This is a genomic window from Nocardiopsis sp. KDC1DS13DA1, from assembly GCF_055632325.1.
Window position 1 is genome coordinate 51,994 of sequence record NZ_JBVMUY010000036.1, and the last position, 14,992, is coordinate 66,985.

The following is a 14,992-nucleotide window of genomic DNA, read 5'->3' on the forward strand; positions in this document are numbered from 1 at the left end:
GATCCTGGCGTGAAGGGCCTCCCCGTGCGCGGCGACACGCCACGGAGGAGGCGAAACGCACGGGGGGCCGCGGACCGCGGCGGGCCCGGGCGGGCGGTCAGACGGTCAGACCGGAGGCTCGGACAGTGATGTTGAGCCGTCCCTCCAGGCCCAGCACCGGCGGCGCGGTACCGGGGCGGGTGCGCGGGACCCCGTGGTAGGCCATCCGGGACGGGCCGCCGAACACGAACAGGTCGCCGCTGGCCAGTTCGACGTCGGTGTAGGGCCGGGTGCGGGTCTCGGTGTTGCCGAAGCGGAACACGCAGGTGTCGCCGAGGCTGAGGGAGACGACGGGGGCGTCGGAGCGCTCGTCGCGGTCCTGGTGCATACCCATGCGGGCGTCGGCGTCGTAGAAGTTCACCAGGGCGACGTCGTAGGGATCGGCGCCCGGCGGGCGCGGCGCGCCGAGGGCGTCGGCCACGGCCCGGTCGGCGAGCGCCCCCAGCGGGTCGGGGAAGGGCGGTACGGGGGTGCCGTCGGGCAGGGTGCGGGTGTAGCGGTACGGAGCCCAGTACCAGCCCAGGCTCAGCATGCGTACGCTCATGACCCCGCCGCGCGGCATGGGGTGCCGCACCATCCCGGCCCGTGCCCACCGGCGGCAGTGCCGGACCAGGGCGGCCTGCTGTTCCGGGGACAGCCACCGGGGCAGGTGGACCGCCCCCGGCGCGACGTGCACCGGCGGGGCGGGGAAGAGGGGATCGTCCATGGGTGGTTCCTGCCCGCGCCGCCGACCCGCCACCCCGTCAGCGGCGGAGCAGGTCGCGCACGTTGACCACGAGCAGGACCACGACGACCACGGCCATGGGGACGGCGATGGCGATCCGCCAGTCGGCGATGAAGGCGGCCACCACTCCGACGATGACACCGACCACCACCGCGAGGATGGCCAGTCCGGTGAGGAAGGAGAGGAACTTGCGGCGGGCGAGGGAGTCGACGGCCGCGAAGGCCACCACCACGCCGAGCATCGCGTACAGGGTGGTCTGCCCGTTGAGCAGGAACAGCGTCAGTCCGAGGGAGATGAGCAGCAGCGGTGTGCTCAGGGCCACCCACAGGTGCAGGAAGCGGGCGGTGCGCTGCTTGCCCGAGGAGTAGGGCAGGTGCGGGGCCCTGAGGTGGTCCGTCGGCCCGGGAACGAGCGGGGTGTCGTCGGCCAGGGCGCTCAGGTGGGTCTCGCGCTCGTCCGCGGTCAGGACGCGCTCCTCGTAGACCCCGGCGAGCTCCTTCTCCAGGGCATCCATGCGTTCGGCGTACTCGCGGGCGAGCGGACGCGACCCGGCCCGGCGGTGCAGGACCATGCGCGCCGAGTCGAACTGGCGCAGCCGGTCGCGGCGGGCGACGATGTCGGCGTCCAGTTCGCGCAGCCGCTCGTCGAGCTCGCCCACGTGGGTGCGCAGCTCGGCGCGGGCGGCGGTCTCGGTGGGGGCGACCTTGTGCAGACCCACCCAGGCCAGGGGGTCGGCCCAGGAGCGGCGGATGGTGCCGTCGCGCTCGTAGCGGGGACCGCTGGGGGCCCGCTCACCGTCGAAGAAGTCGCCGGTGTCGCGTCCCCACAGGCCGCGGAAGCCCCGGATCCAGGGGGTGTCGTCGCCGATGAGGACGGGGTTCCACTCACGGTCCCCGCCGGGCCCCAGGCGCATGCCGTCGCCCCGGGCGTAGTCGACGAAGGGGACGCCGATGCCGTGCCGGTTGATCGCGCTGTCGGCGCGGAAGAGGAACCCCGTGACCCTGCGGTAGGCGCGGACGGCACCGCGCAGGACGGCCGGGTCGACCTGGATGAGGTAGTCGCCGGGCAGCATCTGGTGGGAGTGCGAGCCGGCGCCGACGTAGACCACGGGGTGGTCGCCGACCCGGTGCAGGTCGGGGTCGTCCCAGCTGCGGCGCAGGTCGTCGCCGTGGTACTCGTGCGAGGAGGCGCCCACCCACATGGGGCGGTGGGTGCCGTCCGGGTTCTCCGCCAGGTAGACGGTGACGCGCTCCCAGTCGGCCTCGTGGTCGTTCACTCCGCCGTAGATCGTCCGCCAGTCGTTCATCGCGTAGAAGAACCAGTACTGGAGGATGACGTAGCCGCCCTCCCGGGTGACGCGTCCGTAGTAGGTGGCGCCGCCGTCGTCGACGCGTTCGCGGTAGCGGGTCACGGCGGCGAAGGTGACCCCGCCGGGAACCGCGCCCCGGATGAGCAGGGAGAGCTTCATCAGGATGTCGAGGATGCGCCCGAGCACGCCGACGGCGGCCAGACGGCCGCTCTTGGGGATGACGGTGCGGGCGATGCCGCGGAAGCGGCGCGCCTCCTCGCGGATCGTCTCCTCCTGGACGAAGCGCAGGTGCTTGTGGCGGCCCGGCCACTCACGCTCGGCCTGTCCGAGACGTTCGAGGGTCAGCTCGCCGGCGGGGACGAGGACGCGTTCGCGTCCGCCGGGCTCCTCGATCCAGAGACTGCAGTTGCGTACGTAGCTGTCCACGCGGGTGGGGAAGAACAACTCCCCCTTGGTGCACATGAGCACTGGTTCGTGGGCACGCAGGAGTTGGAGATCAGATGTCGCGGCCATGATTCGCACCAAGCTAGTGCATCGCCACGTCGTTCCGCGCCGTGGAGTCGTGGGGGTGGGAGTGACACGGGTCCGGTTCGGTGGACGCAGCCGAACGCCCGCGCCCGTCGCCCCTGGCGGCGCCCACGCCCGCGACCACCACCAGGGCCATACCCGCGACCTGGACGGCGACGGGCGCCTGGCCGATGACGACCAGGCCCATGACCAGGCTGACCGCGGGTTCGAGGCTGGCGAAGGTGCTGTAGGCGGTACGGCTCATGCGCTGGAGGGCCACCATCTCCAGCAGGAACGGCACCAGGGGGAACAGGAGCGCGATGCCCAGGGTGAGCAGGATGAGGTCGAGGTCGGGCGCGGCGAACACGGCGGGGGCGCCCAGCGGCGCGGTGACCAGGGCGGAGACGGTCATCGCGAGCGCCAGGCCGTGGACGGCTCCAAAGCCCGCGCCGACCCGCTGGGTGAGCACGATGTAGGCGGCCACGCAGGCCGCGCCCGCCAGGGCCAGCCCGACGCCGAGCACGTCCAGGTCGCTCTGCCAGGGGCGGGTGAGGCACACCACGCCGACTCCGGCAGCCAGGATCCACAGCAGTTCGCGGCGGCGGCGCATCGCCGCCACGGCGACCACGAGGGCGCCGAGGAACTCGATGGAGGTCGCGGTGCCGAGTTCGATGCGCGCGGTGGCCTCGGAGTAGAACAGCATCATCCCCGCGCTCGCTGTGCCCAGGATCACCACGGAGCCGCGTTCGCGCCACGTCGCCCCGCGCACGGCCCGCCACAGGGAGCGACCGCCGAGGCCGAGCAGGATCAGCGCGGCCCAGCTGAGTCGCAGCCAGGTGACGGTGGCGGGCGAGGCCTGGTCGAAGGCGGTGACGGCCAGGGCGCTGCCGGTGTGGAGGGTGAACATGCCGATGAGCAGCATCATCGGCGCCGGGACCCGGACGTCGGCACGGCGGAGCGAGGAGATGGATGAGGGGATCACCCGACCATTGGATCGATCTCCTCCGTTGCTGTCCACGAACCAGTGGTTGATGGACCATGTAGTTTTGGTGGATGGACTTCACCCGGCTGCGCCTGCTGGTCGAACTGGAGCGCCTGGGCACCATGGTCGCTGTGTCCGAGGTCACGGGCATGAGCACGTCCGCGGTCTCCAAACACCTCGCCGTCCTGGAACGGGAGGCGGGTGTGCCGCTCCTGGCGCAGGACGGGCGCCGGGTGCGGCTGACCCCGGCCGGGCGGAGGCTGGCCGAACACGCCGTGGGCATCCTGGCGCGCGTGGAGGCCGCCAAGGCCGAGTTCGAGGGCGAGGGCGACCCGGAGGGCCGCGTCCACCTGGTGATGTACACCAGCGCGGCGCCGTTGGTGCTGCCCGCGGTGCGTCGGCTGCGGGAGGACCACCCGGGCATCGACATCCACCTGACCGAGTACGAGTCGGAGCAGGCGCTGGCACTCCTCCAGGACGGACAGGCCGACCTGGGGGTCGTGTACCAGTACAGTCTGCTCCCCCGGGAATTCCCGGGAACCCTGACAGTTCGGCCGATCGGCACGGAGGGGCTGCTGCTGTCCCAGCCCTCGGACCGGGGCGACAGCCGGACACTGACCCGGCGGCGGCTGCGCGAGTTCGCCGGGGCGTCGTGGTTCGCCAGCCCGTACCGGGGCGACGAGGAGGCGTTGGTCCAGCGGATGTGCGCCGACGCCGGGTTCACCCCGCAGATCGCGCACCGCATCGAGAACCTGGAGTTGTGCGAGGAGCTGGTCGCCTCGGGGGTGGCGGTGGGGGTGATGTCGCGGCTGTCGGTGTCGACCCGGCGCGGCGTGACCCACGCTCCCCTCGGGGAGCTGGGCGGGGTGCGCCGGATCTATCTGGCCGGACGCACCGGAGGGTGGGCCTGGCGCCCGATCCGGGTGGTCGCGCGCTACCTGCACCAGGCCGCCCGCGGCGTCCTCGACGAGGTCCCTCCCCCTCCGGAGACGTGACCGCCCGGGCGGGCCGAGGCAGAGCGAAGGCCCCAGGGGGTCACCGTTCGGGCGTCGGCGGGGTGCTGCACGACGAGGCGAGCCGCGAGCGAGGTACGAGCGACAGGCGAAGCTGAGGAGGAAGCAACCCGCCTCCCGGGCGCCCGAACCCGGTCCGAAGCGCAGCCCAGGACCAGGACGAACACGGCTAGCCCGCGACGGCGAACGGCCCCACCGACGGCACGGGGACCTTGCTGGCGGCCTCGCGGACGGCGGTGAGCAGGGGCTCGGGGTTGGCACCGGACCGGGACAGGGCGATGACGTGGCGCCGCGCGGTCTCGCGCACCCCGCGCACGACGATGTGCGGGGTGCTCAGCCCGGTCCACGCCAGGCGCGGCATGAGCGTCACCCCGAGCCCGGCCTGCACCATGCCGAACACGGCACCGAAGTCGTCGACGGTGTGCACCACGCGGGGCTGGAACCCCACCCGGTTGCAGGCGGCGGCCACGCACGAGTGCCAGGCGCTGCCGGGGGCGGACATGATCCAGTCCTCCCCGGCGAGGTCCTCGGCCAGGTGCAGGTCGGTGCGGGTGGACAGCGGGTGCTGGTAGGGCAGGATCGCGTCGAACAGCTCGACCATGACGGGGTCGGTGCGGAACTCGGGGTCACCGCTGGAGGGCAGGTCCTCGGAGGACATGGTGAGCGCGATGTCCAGGCTCCCGGAGCGGACCATCTCGGTGCACTCCTCGGGTTCTGCCTGCACGACCTCGAAGGACCAGCCCGGGTGGCTGACCCGCAGACGGGCCAGGGCGGGGGCGATGAGGTCGCTGATACCGGTGGCGAAGGAGCCGATCCGGACGACACCGCGGTCTCCGGCCACGTACTCGGCCAGGTCGGAGGTGGCGCGCTCCATCTCCGCGAAGATGGCGGGGGCGCGTTCCAGCAGGACCCGCGCGGCACCGGTGAGCAGGAAACGGCGGCCCGAGCGTTCGACGAGGGGGACCCCGGCCTCCCGGGCCAGGGCCGCGAGCTGCTGGGAGACCGCCGACGGTGTGACGTGGAGCGCCTCCGCCGTGGCCGCCACCGTGCGGTGGCGGTCGAGGGCCTGGAGGAGCTGCAACCGCCGAACGTCGATCATGTCTCCCAATTTATGGCAGAACGATCACGTTTCGTCGGCGTTTCAGGCATGTTGACTGACTTGGGCGCGTGATTCGCTGCACACCGTCCAGGCCATCCCTGACGCCGAACACATCAGCGATCGATCAAAGAAATTCTTAACTTCTTCCCCTAGAGTGATCTCGTAGCCGTCTTTCCTCGTGTTGACGATGTTCCGGTCGATACCGGCACGTACAGTCAGACGCACAGTTCAACCACGGGGACGCACACCGCACCCCCAGGGGATCAGCACCCAATGCTGGTGGAACGGGTGGAAAGAACATGCAAACTTCGCTGATGACCAAACCTCGACCTTCCGACGTCGGCGTTCTCAGCTTCCGCTACCTGGGCGCCCACGAGGTGGACGAGCTCGTGGACCTGTGGGGCGCCCTCCACCAGCAGCACACGGTGACCGCCCCGCACCTCGCGGACATCATCAGCGCCGTGAGCCTGGACGAGTCCTGGCGCCGCCGCCGCGCCCAGTACGTCTCCTGGCTCGCCGACCCCGACACCATGGCGATCCTCGCCGAGAGCGGTGACGACCCGGCCGGGTACGCGATGGTGACCATCCGCGAGAACGCCCAGGGCAGCTGGGACCGGGGCGACCGGGTCGCGGTCGTGCAGACCTTCGCCGTCGACCCCGAGTACTCCGGCAGCGGCGTGGGCTCCCAACTCCTGGAGGAGGTGCGCCGCCAGCTCGCCGCGATGGGTGTGCGCGACATCGAGTTCTCCGCACTGGCGACCAGTTCCGAGGACATCCGCTTCCTGGAGCAGGAGGGCTTCCGTCCCTTCGTGACCACGATGGTCTGCCGCGTCGACGGGTTCGGCGCGCACGACTAGCGGCGCCCCTCGGCACCTGCGCCCCGCTCCCGCCCACGTACGGTCCCCCGGTACGTGGGCGGGAGCGCGTGCGCTCGGTCGGCAACGGGCGATTTTCCATACGGGTCGACCCGTATGGTAAAAGTGGAGCATGACTTCCGGAACCGCTCCGCGCGGACGCCCGCGAGACGCGCGTTCACACGCGGCGATCCTCGCCGCCACCGCCGAACTGGTGGCCGACGTCGGCTACGCCGCCACGTCCCTCGGGGCCGTGGCGAGCCGGGCCGGGGTCGGCAAGGACACCATCTACCGCCGGTGGTCAGGCAAGGCCGAACTCGTCTACGAGGCGGTGTTCACCACCACCGACACCGCGCCGGTTCCCGACACCGGAACTCTCGTGGGCGACCTCACCGTCCTCGTCCGGCAACTGATCGACGAGTTCAGCGCGCCGGCCGCCGCCGCGCTGCCCGGACTGCTGGCGGACTTCGCCGCCGTCCCCGAACTGCGCGCCAGGATCCGCTCCGCCTTCCTCGCCCCCGCCAAGGAGCGCCTGGCCGACGTCTTCGACCGGGCCCGGGAGCGCGGCGAGGTCGGTCCGGGCGTCGATACCGACCTGGTGCTCGACACCCTCGTCGGAACCGTCCTGTTCCGGCTGGGCGTCCTCGGTGAGCCCGCCGACCCCCGACTGGCGCGCAGCGTCGCCGGAATCGCCGCCGAGGGAATCGGGGCACGGTGAACGGATGGCTTCTGGCCGCGGGGGCCCTGGCGACCGTGACGGCACTGATCCACCTCGTCTCCGGAGGGCGCGACGTGGTCCGGCCACTGCTGGTCAGCCCGCTGGAGGCCGGGCCGCGGCGTACCCTGCACGCGGTGTGGCACTTCGCCACCGCGGACCTCCTGTTCAGCGGCGTCACACTGATCGCCCTCGCGCCCCGGTCGGCCGCCAACGCACCGCTCGTCCTCTTCATCGCCGCCCACTTCCTCGCGTACGCGGCGGTGTTCCTGGTGATCACGCTCCGCGCGGGCTGGTCCCGCCCGCTGCTGCGGCTACCGCAGTGGATCCTGCTGCTTCCGGTGGCGGCCCTGGCCGCGGCCGGGGTGCTCTAGCGACCCGGCGGCGGACGTCCCATGGCGGTCCCCGGCTCACCACGGGGAGGGCGTTAAGCTCACCCCGTGGCCACCTCCGACTCCAACACCTGCAACTTCCCCGGCTGTGACCGGTCCGTGCCCCGGGGCTCCTCCCCCGGCCGCCCGCCCGAGTACTGCGACCTACCCGAGCACACCCGATGGCGGGCCTGGCGCGAACGCCAGCGGCTGGCGCAGGAGGCCGAGCGCCGCGAGGAGGAGACCGCTGCCGCCGCCCCTGGTGAGACCGGGTCCGCGGCGGCCCCCGCCGAACCGGTGACCGCGGCCCGGCTCCGCGCCGACGACCTGCTCACCCGGTTCGCCGTGCAGAGCGAGCAGATGACCGAGACCCTGAGGTCCGCGACCGAGGCCTTCGCGACGATGACCGACCCCGCCGCCGCCGAGGCCCAGGTGGAGGCGGCCCGCCTGGCGGGCGCCCGCCGCGCGGCCGAGGCGGACGGCGCCCGGCTGGAGGCGGAGAACCGGCGCCGTGAGGCCGAGGCCGCCCGGCGCGTGGCCGAGGAGGCGGCAGCCTCGGCGGTCAACGCCACCCACGCGGCCGAGCGGATCGCCGAGGAGGCGGTCGGGCGCAGGAACGCGGCAGAGGCCGAGCGGGACCAGACCCGGGCCGGGGCCCGGCTGGCGGAGGCCGAACGCGACGCCGCCGTCACCGAGGCCAACGCGGGGCTCGCCGCCGCGGAGCGCCGCGTGGCCGAGGCCGACGCGCGCGCCCGCACGGAGGTGGAACGGGTACGGGGCGAACTGGAACACGCCCGCGCCGAGGCGGCCCGGCGTCTCCAGCACGCCCGCGCCGAGGCGGAACAGCTCCGGGCCGAGGCCGCCGAGTACGCCCGTCTGCGCGACGAGGCCGTCCTGGCCGCGGAGCGGGCCACGGCTCGCGCCGAAGGCGCCGACGCACGGGCCCGGGAGGCGGCCGAGACGCTGACCGCCGAGCGTGCCCGCTTCGACACCGAACTGGAGCGCGCCCACGAGCGCCGGGAGGCCGACCGGTCCGCCGCCGACGCCGAACGCGTCCGTCTGACCGCGGAGCTGGAGCGCGCCGACGCCGAACGGTCGCGCCTGGCAGCGGAACTGCAGACCCAGCGCCGCAACGCCGAGATCACCCTGGACGAGTCGCGCACGGCGGCGGCCGCCCGCCTGACGGTGGCCGAGGAGGCCCGGGAGCGCGCCGAGGAACGCGCCCGGCAGGCGGAGGAGCGGGCCGACCGCGCAGAGGCCGCCCACGCGCGGACGCCGGACGGCGACACCGCAACCCGCCATTAGTCACAAAACGCCTATGTGACCCGATCTAGGATGGAAGTCGTGCGAGATCTGGGAACGACCGGCGACACCGGCCCGATGCACCTGGGCGGGTCACCCGGTCAGGGACCGGAGCGTGCCCGGGTGGCGGAACGACCCCGGCCCAGAGTCGACCTCAGGGCCCTCTTCGGCCTGGAGGCGGGGGCGTGGGCCTGGACCACCGCCGTGCAGGCGACGGTCGCCATGGCCACCTCCTTCGGGCTGGCCACGTGGCTGTTCGGCCCCCAGATCGGCACCCTGGCCGCCCTGGGCTCCATGACGGTGCTCTACGAGAAGAAGACCCCCTACGTCTACCGGTCGGCGGCACTGGCCCTGGTCGGCCTGGGGTTCGTCGCCAGCGTGACCCTCGGTTCACTGGCCTCGGCAGTGTCGGCGTGGGCGTCGGTCGCCGCGATCGGACTCGTCGCCGGAACCGCCACCTGGGTGTGCGCGGCCTGGCGGGTGGACAAGCCCGGCGCCCTGTTCTTCGTGCTGGTCTGCGCGATCTCCACGATCGCCCCCGGCGGGCTGGCCGACATCCCCCTGCACGCGGGTGTGGCCGCCCTGGGCGCGGCCGTCGGCTGGTCGGTGTCGATGTCGGGCGCCCCCGTCCTGGCACGGCACCCCGAGTACCGGGCGGTGTCGGAGGCCTACCGGGAGCTGGCCGCGCTCCTGCGCGCGGTGGGCACCGCCGAACTCGACCACGCCCAGCACAGGGCGTCGGTGGCGGTCGCCGAGGCCTGGCGGATCGTCCTGCTGGCGCAGACCCGCGGCTACCGCTCCACCCCGGAGGCGGCCCGGCTGCGCTCGCTGCTGCGCTGGGTCTCCGACATCCACCTGTCCGCCACGCAGGTGTCCATGGTCAGGATCTCCTCCCTGCCGGAGAGCGCGGCCGACTTCGCCGACCGGCTGGTGCCGGCCGTCGCCGGCCCCGACCGGGCGCCCGACCCCGCCGAACTCGACGACCTGCGGCGCGGTATGCGACCGCGCTCCCTGGAGGCCCGGCTGTACGGTCTGCTGGCCAGGGCGGCGCAGGCGGCGCACCGGCCCGGCCACGACGAGGAGGACGAGCGCGCCCGCGCACTGGACGACCAGCGCTACCCGGCGCTGTGGGGCGCGTTGCGGTCCAGTCTGAGCGCGGAGTCCCTGATCCGGCCCACCGCGCTGCGGATGTGGATCACCGTGACCCTGGGCGGGGCGTTCGGGCTGTGGCTCGGGCTGGACCACTACTACTGGGTGGCGATCACCGCGACCGCCGTCCTCCAGGGCGGCAACGTCGTCCTGACCGTCAACCGGTCGCTCCAGCGGTCGCTGGGTACCCTGCTCGGCGTGGTGATCGGAGCGTTGCTGCTCTCCCTCGACCTGCCGCTGCCGGTGGTCGTGGTCCTGGCCGGGACCTTCCAGGGTCTGACCCAGCTGGTCGTGGGCCGCAACTTCTTCTACGCGTCGGTGCTGCTCACACCGATGGCCCTGCTGCTGTCGTACACGGCCTCACCGCACCCGATCACGGCCCTGGCCGAGTCGCGCATCATCGACACCGTGGTCGGTTCGCTGTTCGGACTGGCCGGGGCGCTCCTGCTGTGGCGCAGCGCGTCGGCCACCCGGTTGCCGCAGGCGATCATCGGGGTCCTGGACAACGCCCGCCAGTGCGTGGTCGCGGTCCTGGACCAGGAGGTGCGGGTCGGACCCGAGCGCCGCTACCAGCTGCGGCGCGACATGCGGGCGGCGCTGGTCAACCTGCGCGGGGTCTACGAGAGCGCCATCGGCGACGTGCCGCGGGCGGCCGCCACCCGCCCGCTGTGGCCGGTCGTGGTGGCCACGCAGCGCACCGGGTACCTGGCGCTGTCCGCCCTGGCTCTGGAGAGCCCCGCCCCGGTGGGCGTCATCACGCTCCAGCGGGTCGACCTGGCCTTCAGGGAGTTGATCTCCTCGATGGCGGATCGGCGGACGCCGCGCCTGGGCGCGCTGCCGAGGCTGCCCGCCTATCCGAGGATCAACATGGAGCTGCGGGCGCTGTCCAACTCGATGACCAACGCGGTCGCCCAGGACGAGCGCACGGCCCAGCAGGAGGCCGAGCGCCGCGCCCTGAGGGAGAGGCGGCGGGCGCAGAAGGACGTGGACGCCGACCTCTGAGGGCCCGCGGGTCAGGCGTCGCGGCCCGCGGACGCGGAGAGGCCGGCGTCCCGGGAACGGTCAGTCGAGACGGGCGAAGGCGCGCACCGGGAAGGCCGCCATGCCGCGCACCTTGGCGGGCACCGCGTAGAAGGTGAACCCCTCCTCCGGCAGCTGGTCGAGGAGGCACAGGTGCGAGACGACGGGGATCCCGGCCGCCAGCAGGACCGCGAGCGCGGGGCGGGCGCCCTGGGCCGCGGGTGAGGTGTCGTCCACGCCGAGCCCGTCGACGCCGACCAGCCTGGCGCCGCCGTCGACGAGGGCCTTGGCCGCGTCCTCGGTCAGGTGGGGGTGGTCGGGGTCGCCGTAGGCCTCGGTGCGCCAGTGGCGGTCCCAGCCGGTGCGCACGAGCACGGCGCGGCCGCGCACGTCGACCCCGGAGAGGGCCTCGGGGCCGATGGCGCGCGCACCCGTGGCGGTGACCATCACGCCGGGCAGGTCGGCGACCCGGTCCAGGTCGAGGTCGGCCAGGTCGGCTCCGTCCCGGTAGCGGTGGGAGGGCATCTCCACGTACGTCCCGGTGGCCCCGACCATGGTGACCCGCCCGCTGCTGGTCTCGTGGCCGGGCTCGGAGCCTCCGGACGCGGTCCCCTCCTCCACGGACGGTTCGGGCAGGCCGGGACAGGTGGACATCCCGTCGGTGATCTGGTGGCTGACGTCGACCAGTTTCGGCATGGCTGTCTTCCTCGCTTCGCACGCGCGTCCGGAACGACCCCCGCACCCTCGTCAGAGGTCTAGACCAACACCCTAGCGCGTGTGGTCCACGTCACGGCAGTGGGAGGAAACAGGAAAAACCGGCTGGCCCGGGGCACACCGTGCACACACGAACCCCGATACGCTCGAAGGCGAACACGGCGGCGGACCGTGGCGCCTCCGGCACCCCTCCCCGCACCACACGGCAACCATGGAGAAGGGGCGACCCCATCGTGTCACTGTACGGAGCCGCCAAGGCCGTCATCGCGCCCGCGACACGCCTGGTGTGGCCGCAACGCGTGGAGGGCGTCCACCACGTCCCCGCGCGGGGACCGGTGATCCTGGCCGCCAACCACCTCGCGCTCATCGACCCCCTCTTCGTCGGAGTGGCCTGCCCCCGCCCCGTGCGCTTCATCGCCAAGCAGGAACTCTTCGACGAGGGGACGCTGCCCAAACGGGCCCTCACGCGCGCCCTGCGCGCGATCGGCCAGCTGTCGGTGGACCGCCGCCCCGGGCAGAGCGCCCAGGAGGCGATGGACAACAGCCTGGACGTGCTGCGCGGCGGCGAGGTCTTCGGAATCTTCCCCGAGGGGACGCGCTCGCCGGACGGCCGCCTCTACCGGGGCCAGACCGGACTGGCCTGGCTGGCACTGACCACGGGCGCCCCCGTGGTGCCGGTGGCACTGGCGGGCACGGAGCGGATCCTGCCCGGCGGCCGGCGGGTCCCCTCGTTCAACCGCGTCGGGGTGCGCTTCGGGGAACCGGTCGACCTGTCCCCGTGGGAGGGCCAGGCACACAGGGCCAGGGCGCGCCGGTCGGCCACGGACGCCATCATGGCCGCGATCGCCAAGCTGTCCAACCAGGAGCAGGTGCCCCGGTTCGCCGCGTCGGTCAAGGCCGAGCTGTCCCAGGGGAGCTGACCTCCGGCCCGACCGCGCACCGCCCCGGAGCGTGACTTTCCCCACACCCGGGGGCGGGCTGATCCTCCCTTGGCCGGGCGTTGACCCCCGGTGAAGCGCCCCGCCGGAGTACGCCGGAGGGGCCACGGACCCCTTCCCGCCTGGGATGCCGCGCGGGCCGACCCGATCGCGAGACCGACGGCCCCTCGGACCACGGGGGGAATTGCCTACCATTATAGTAGGTTTTCACGGTGTCACCACCGGATAGATTAGGCAAGCCTTACCAATGGCGTCCGACCTTGGCGCGAAGACTTGGAGCTGTGCGATGACGCGACCACTGCGAGTGGGAATCGTGGGTGCGGGGCCCGCGGGCATCTACGCCGCGGACCTGCTCACCAAGGACGAGACCCTGTCCGCGTGCGGCACGTCCGTCAGCATCGACATCCTGGACAAGCTGCCCTCCCCCTACGGCCTGGTCCGCTACGGCGTCGCCCCGGACCACCCCCGGATCAAGCAGATCCAGGGTGCGCTGCACAAGATCCTGGACAAGCCCGAGATCACCTTCTACGGCAACGTCGAGTACGGCGTCGACCTCAAGCTCGAGGACCTGCGCCAGTACTACGACGCGGTCGTCTTCTCCACCGGCAGCGACCGGGACCGGCCGCTGGACGTCCCCGGAGTCGACCTGCCCGGAAGCCACGGAGCGGCGGACTTCGTCTTCTGGTACGACTCCCACCCCGACGTCTCCCCCTCCTGGCACGTCGAGGGCACCAGCGTCGCCGTGATCGGCGCGGGCAACGTCGCCGTCGACGTCGCCCGGATCCTCGCCAAGAGCGCCGAGGACCTGCTGGAGACCGACATCACCGACAACGTCTACGAGGGTCTGCGCGCCAAGCAGATCACCGACGTCCACGTCTTCGCCCGCCGCGGCATCGCCCAGTGCAAGGCGACGCCGATGGAGCTGCGCGAGCTGGACAAGCAGCCCGGAGTCGAGGTCATCGTCTACCCCGAGGACTTCGACATGGACGAGGGCAGCCTCCAGGCGTGCGAGGAGTCCAACCAGGTCAAGACCAATGTCAAGGTCCTCCAGAACTGGGCGATCCGCGACCCCAAGGGCGCCGAACGCCGCCTGCACCTGCACTTCCTGCACCGCCCGGTCGAGATCACCGGTGAGGACCGCGTCACCGGCCTGCGCACCGAGCGCATGGAGCTCACCGGCGACGGCGGCGTCAAGGGCACCGGCGAGTTCGTCGACCACGAGGTCCAGGCCGTCTACCGCGCCATCGGCTACCTGGGGTCCCCCCTGGCCGACCTGCCCTTCGACGAGGAGCGCGGCGTGGTCCCCAACGCCGAGGGCCGCGTCCTGGACCTGGACGACCAGCCCATCGAGGGCGTGTACGCCACCGGGTGGATCAAGCGCGGCCCCGTGGGCCTGATCGGCCACACCAAGGGCGACGCCCTGGAGACGGTCACCAACCTGGTGGCCGACCGCGAGTCCCTCACCCCCGCGGCCGAGCCGGACCCGGTCGCCTTCCGCGCCCTGCTGGAGGCGCGCGGCGTGCGCTACACCACCTGGGAGGGGTGGCAGCGGATCGAGGCCCGCGAGGAGGAACTGGGCCAGGAACGCGGCCGCAAGCGCCTGAAGCTGCGCGGACGCGAGGAACAGACCAGCATCGCGCGCCAGGAGTAGGCCGTTCGCCTCGGACGCTGCCCGCCGCGAACGGCGGGGTACGCCTCCGCGGCGCCCGGCCGGTCCCTGCGCGTGAGCTCCCGGCCGGTCCCGCGCCCCTCTGCGGGACCGGCCATTTCCTGTTCCCACTACCGGCCGGTAGTCACCGTGAGATCGCTCATGCCGCCCGAGCCCGTGTCACGGAACAACGGTCCGGTCGGATGGGTTAGAGTCACTGTTGGTCGGTGTGGTAGCAAGTGTCCCCCGGGCCTCAACTATTGCCTTCGCGGAATACCGCGTACGGCCCCGCCCTCCGGGCGGGTGACCGTACGGCCAGGAGCCCCGTTGTGCCCCGCGCCGAGAGGCGACCGCCATACCGACCATCACACCTCGTGCCCCGCTCCCACTCCGGTGGGGGCGGGGTGTGTGGTTTGTACGGGTCGTCGGCCCGTCCCGACGAGGCACTCCCTCCCCTTCACCTCCCGTACCACGGACGCGGTCGCGCACGCGAACCGGAACTTCTCCCGTGGCGCCGGGGTCCTAGGATCCTGTAGGACGCGGTGCACGCTCTCGGCGGCCAGTCGGGTGTTCGACCGCAGGCTCGGTCCCTCAGGTCCGAGAAGCCC

At 72.7% G+C, this 14,992-nt stretch carries 13 protein-coding genes; 8 read left to right on the top strand and 5 right to left on the bottom strand.

Features of this window, described 5'->3' with window-relative positions; translation table 11 throughout:
• Positions 1 to 97: 97 nt before the first annotated feature.
• Genes ACTVAJ_RS24365 through ACTVAJ_RS24375 form a run of 3 tightly spaced genes read right to left on the bottom strand, consistent with a single transcriptional unit; the run spans position 98 to position 3,561 of the window.
• Positions 98 to 745 carry an alpha-ketoglutarate-dependent dioxygenase AlkB family protein gene (locus tag ACTVAJ_RS24365; RefSeq protein ID WP_470390578.1) on the bottom strand — a complete coding sequence of 216 codons (648 nt, stop codon included), beginning with the start codon at positions 743 to 745 and terminating at the stop codon, positions 98 to 100.
• Between the two features lie 37 nt (positions 746 to 782).
• Complete coding sequence (locus ACTVAJ_RS24370; protein WP_470390579.1) at positions 783 to 2,585, bottom strand: hypothetical protein; 1,803 nt, start codon at positions 2,583 to 2,585, stop codon at positions 783 to 785.
• A gap of 13 nt (positions 2,586 to 2,598) precedes the next feature.
• A complete protein-coding gene (locus ACTVAJ_RS24375) occupies positions 2,599 to 3,561 on the bottom strand; it encodes an EamA family transporter (protein WP_470390580.1) in 963 nt (320 codons plus the stop codon).
• 71 nt (positions 3,562 to 3,632) lie between these two features.
• On the opposite strand from ACTVAJ_RS24375, the gene ACTVAJ_RS24380 reads away from it, so the two are divergent.
• Positions 3,633 to 4,556 carry a LysR family transcriptional regulator gene (locus ACTVAJ_RS24380; protein WP_470390581.1) on the top strand — a complete coding sequence of 308 codons (924 nt, stop codon included), beginning with the start codon at positions 3,633 to 3,635 and terminating at the stop codon, positions 4,554 to 4,556.
• A 187-nt stretch (positions 4,557 to 4,743) separates the two neighbouring features.
• Here ACTVAJ_RS24380 and ACTVAJ_RS24385 read toward each other — a convergent pair whose 3' ends face one another.
• Entirely contained in the window at positions 4,744 to 5,673 is a 930-nt protein-coding gene (locus tag ACTVAJ_RS24385; RefSeq protein ID WP_470390582.1) for a LysR family transcriptional regulator, read from the bottom strand.
• Between the two features lie 314 nt (positions 5,674 to 5,987).
• Between ACTVAJ_RS24385 and ACTVAJ_RS24390 the strand changes: the two genes are divergently transcribed.
• From ACTVAJ_RS24390 to ACTVAJ_RS24410, 5 genes are all read left to right on the top strand, one after another.
• The gene (locus ACTVAJ_RS24390) at positions 5,988 to 6,530 is read left to right on the top strand and encodes a GNAT family N-acetyltransferase (protein WP_470390583.1); all 543 of its coding nucleotides are present in this window, start codon (positions 5,988 to 5,990) and stop codon (positions 6,528 to 6,530) included.
• 130 nt (positions 6,531 to 6,660) lie between these two features.
• The gene (locus tag ACTVAJ_RS24395; protein ID WP_470390584.1) at positions 6,661 to 7,245 is read left to right on the top strand and encodes a TetR/AcrR family transcriptional regulator; all 585 of its coding nucleotides are present in this window, start codon (positions 6,661 to 6,663) and stop codon (positions 7,243 to 7,245) included.
• A complete protein-coding gene (locus ACTVAJ_RS24400) occupies positions 7,242 to 7,616 on the top strand; it encodes a hypothetical protein (protein WP_470390585.1) in 375 nt (124 codons plus the stop codon). The genes ACTVAJ_RS24395 and ACTVAJ_RS24400 overlap by 4 nt, the downstream gene beginning before the upstream one ends.
• Before the next feature lie 66 nt (positions 7,617 to 7,682).
• Positions 7,683 to 8,918 carry a hypothetical protein gene (locus ACTVAJ_RS24405; protein WP_470390587.1) on the top strand — a complete coding sequence of 412 codons (1,236 nt, stop codon included), beginning with the start codon at positions 7,683 to 7,685 and terminating at the stop codon, positions 8,916 to 8,918.
• A 75-nt stretch (positions 8,919 to 8,993) separates the two neighbouring features.
• Positions 8,994 to 11,066 (top strand): FUSC family protein, encoded by a 2,073-nt coding sequence (locus ACTVAJ_RS24410; RefSeq protein WP_470390650.1) that lies wholly within the window; start codon positions 8,994 to 8,996, stop codon positions 11,064 to 11,066.
• Positions 11,067 to 11,126: 60 nt separating this feature from the next.
• Here the strand turns inward: ACTVAJ_RS24410 and ACTVAJ_RS24415 are convergent, their stop codons facing one another.
• Positions 11,127 to 11,780: a cyclase family protein gene (locus ACTVAJ_RS24415; RefSeq protein WP_470390588.1), complete on the bottom strand. Its 654-nt coding sequence runs from the start codon at positions 11,778 to 11,780 to the stop codon at positions 11,127 to 11,129.
• 251 nt (positions 11,781 to 12,031) lie between these two features.
• On the opposite strand from ACTVAJ_RS24415, the gene ACTVAJ_RS24420 reads away from it, so the two are divergent.
• Positions 12,032 to 12,718, top strand: coding sequence for a lysophospholipid acyltransferase family protein (locus tag ACTVAJ_RS24420; RefSeq protein ID WP_470390589.1), 687 nt, complete (start codon positions 12,032 to 12,034; stop codon positions 12,716 to 12,718).
• 322 nt (positions 12,719 to 13,040) lie between these two features.
• The gene (locus ACTVAJ_RS24425; RefSeq protein ID WP_470390651.1) at positions 13,041 to 14,387 is read left to right on the top strand and encodes an FAD-dependent oxidoreductase; all 1,347 of its coding nucleotides are present in this window, start codon (positions 13,041 to 13,043) and stop codon (positions 14,385 to 14,387) included.
• The last annotated feature ends 605 nt before the right edge of the window (positions 14,388 to 14,992 follow it).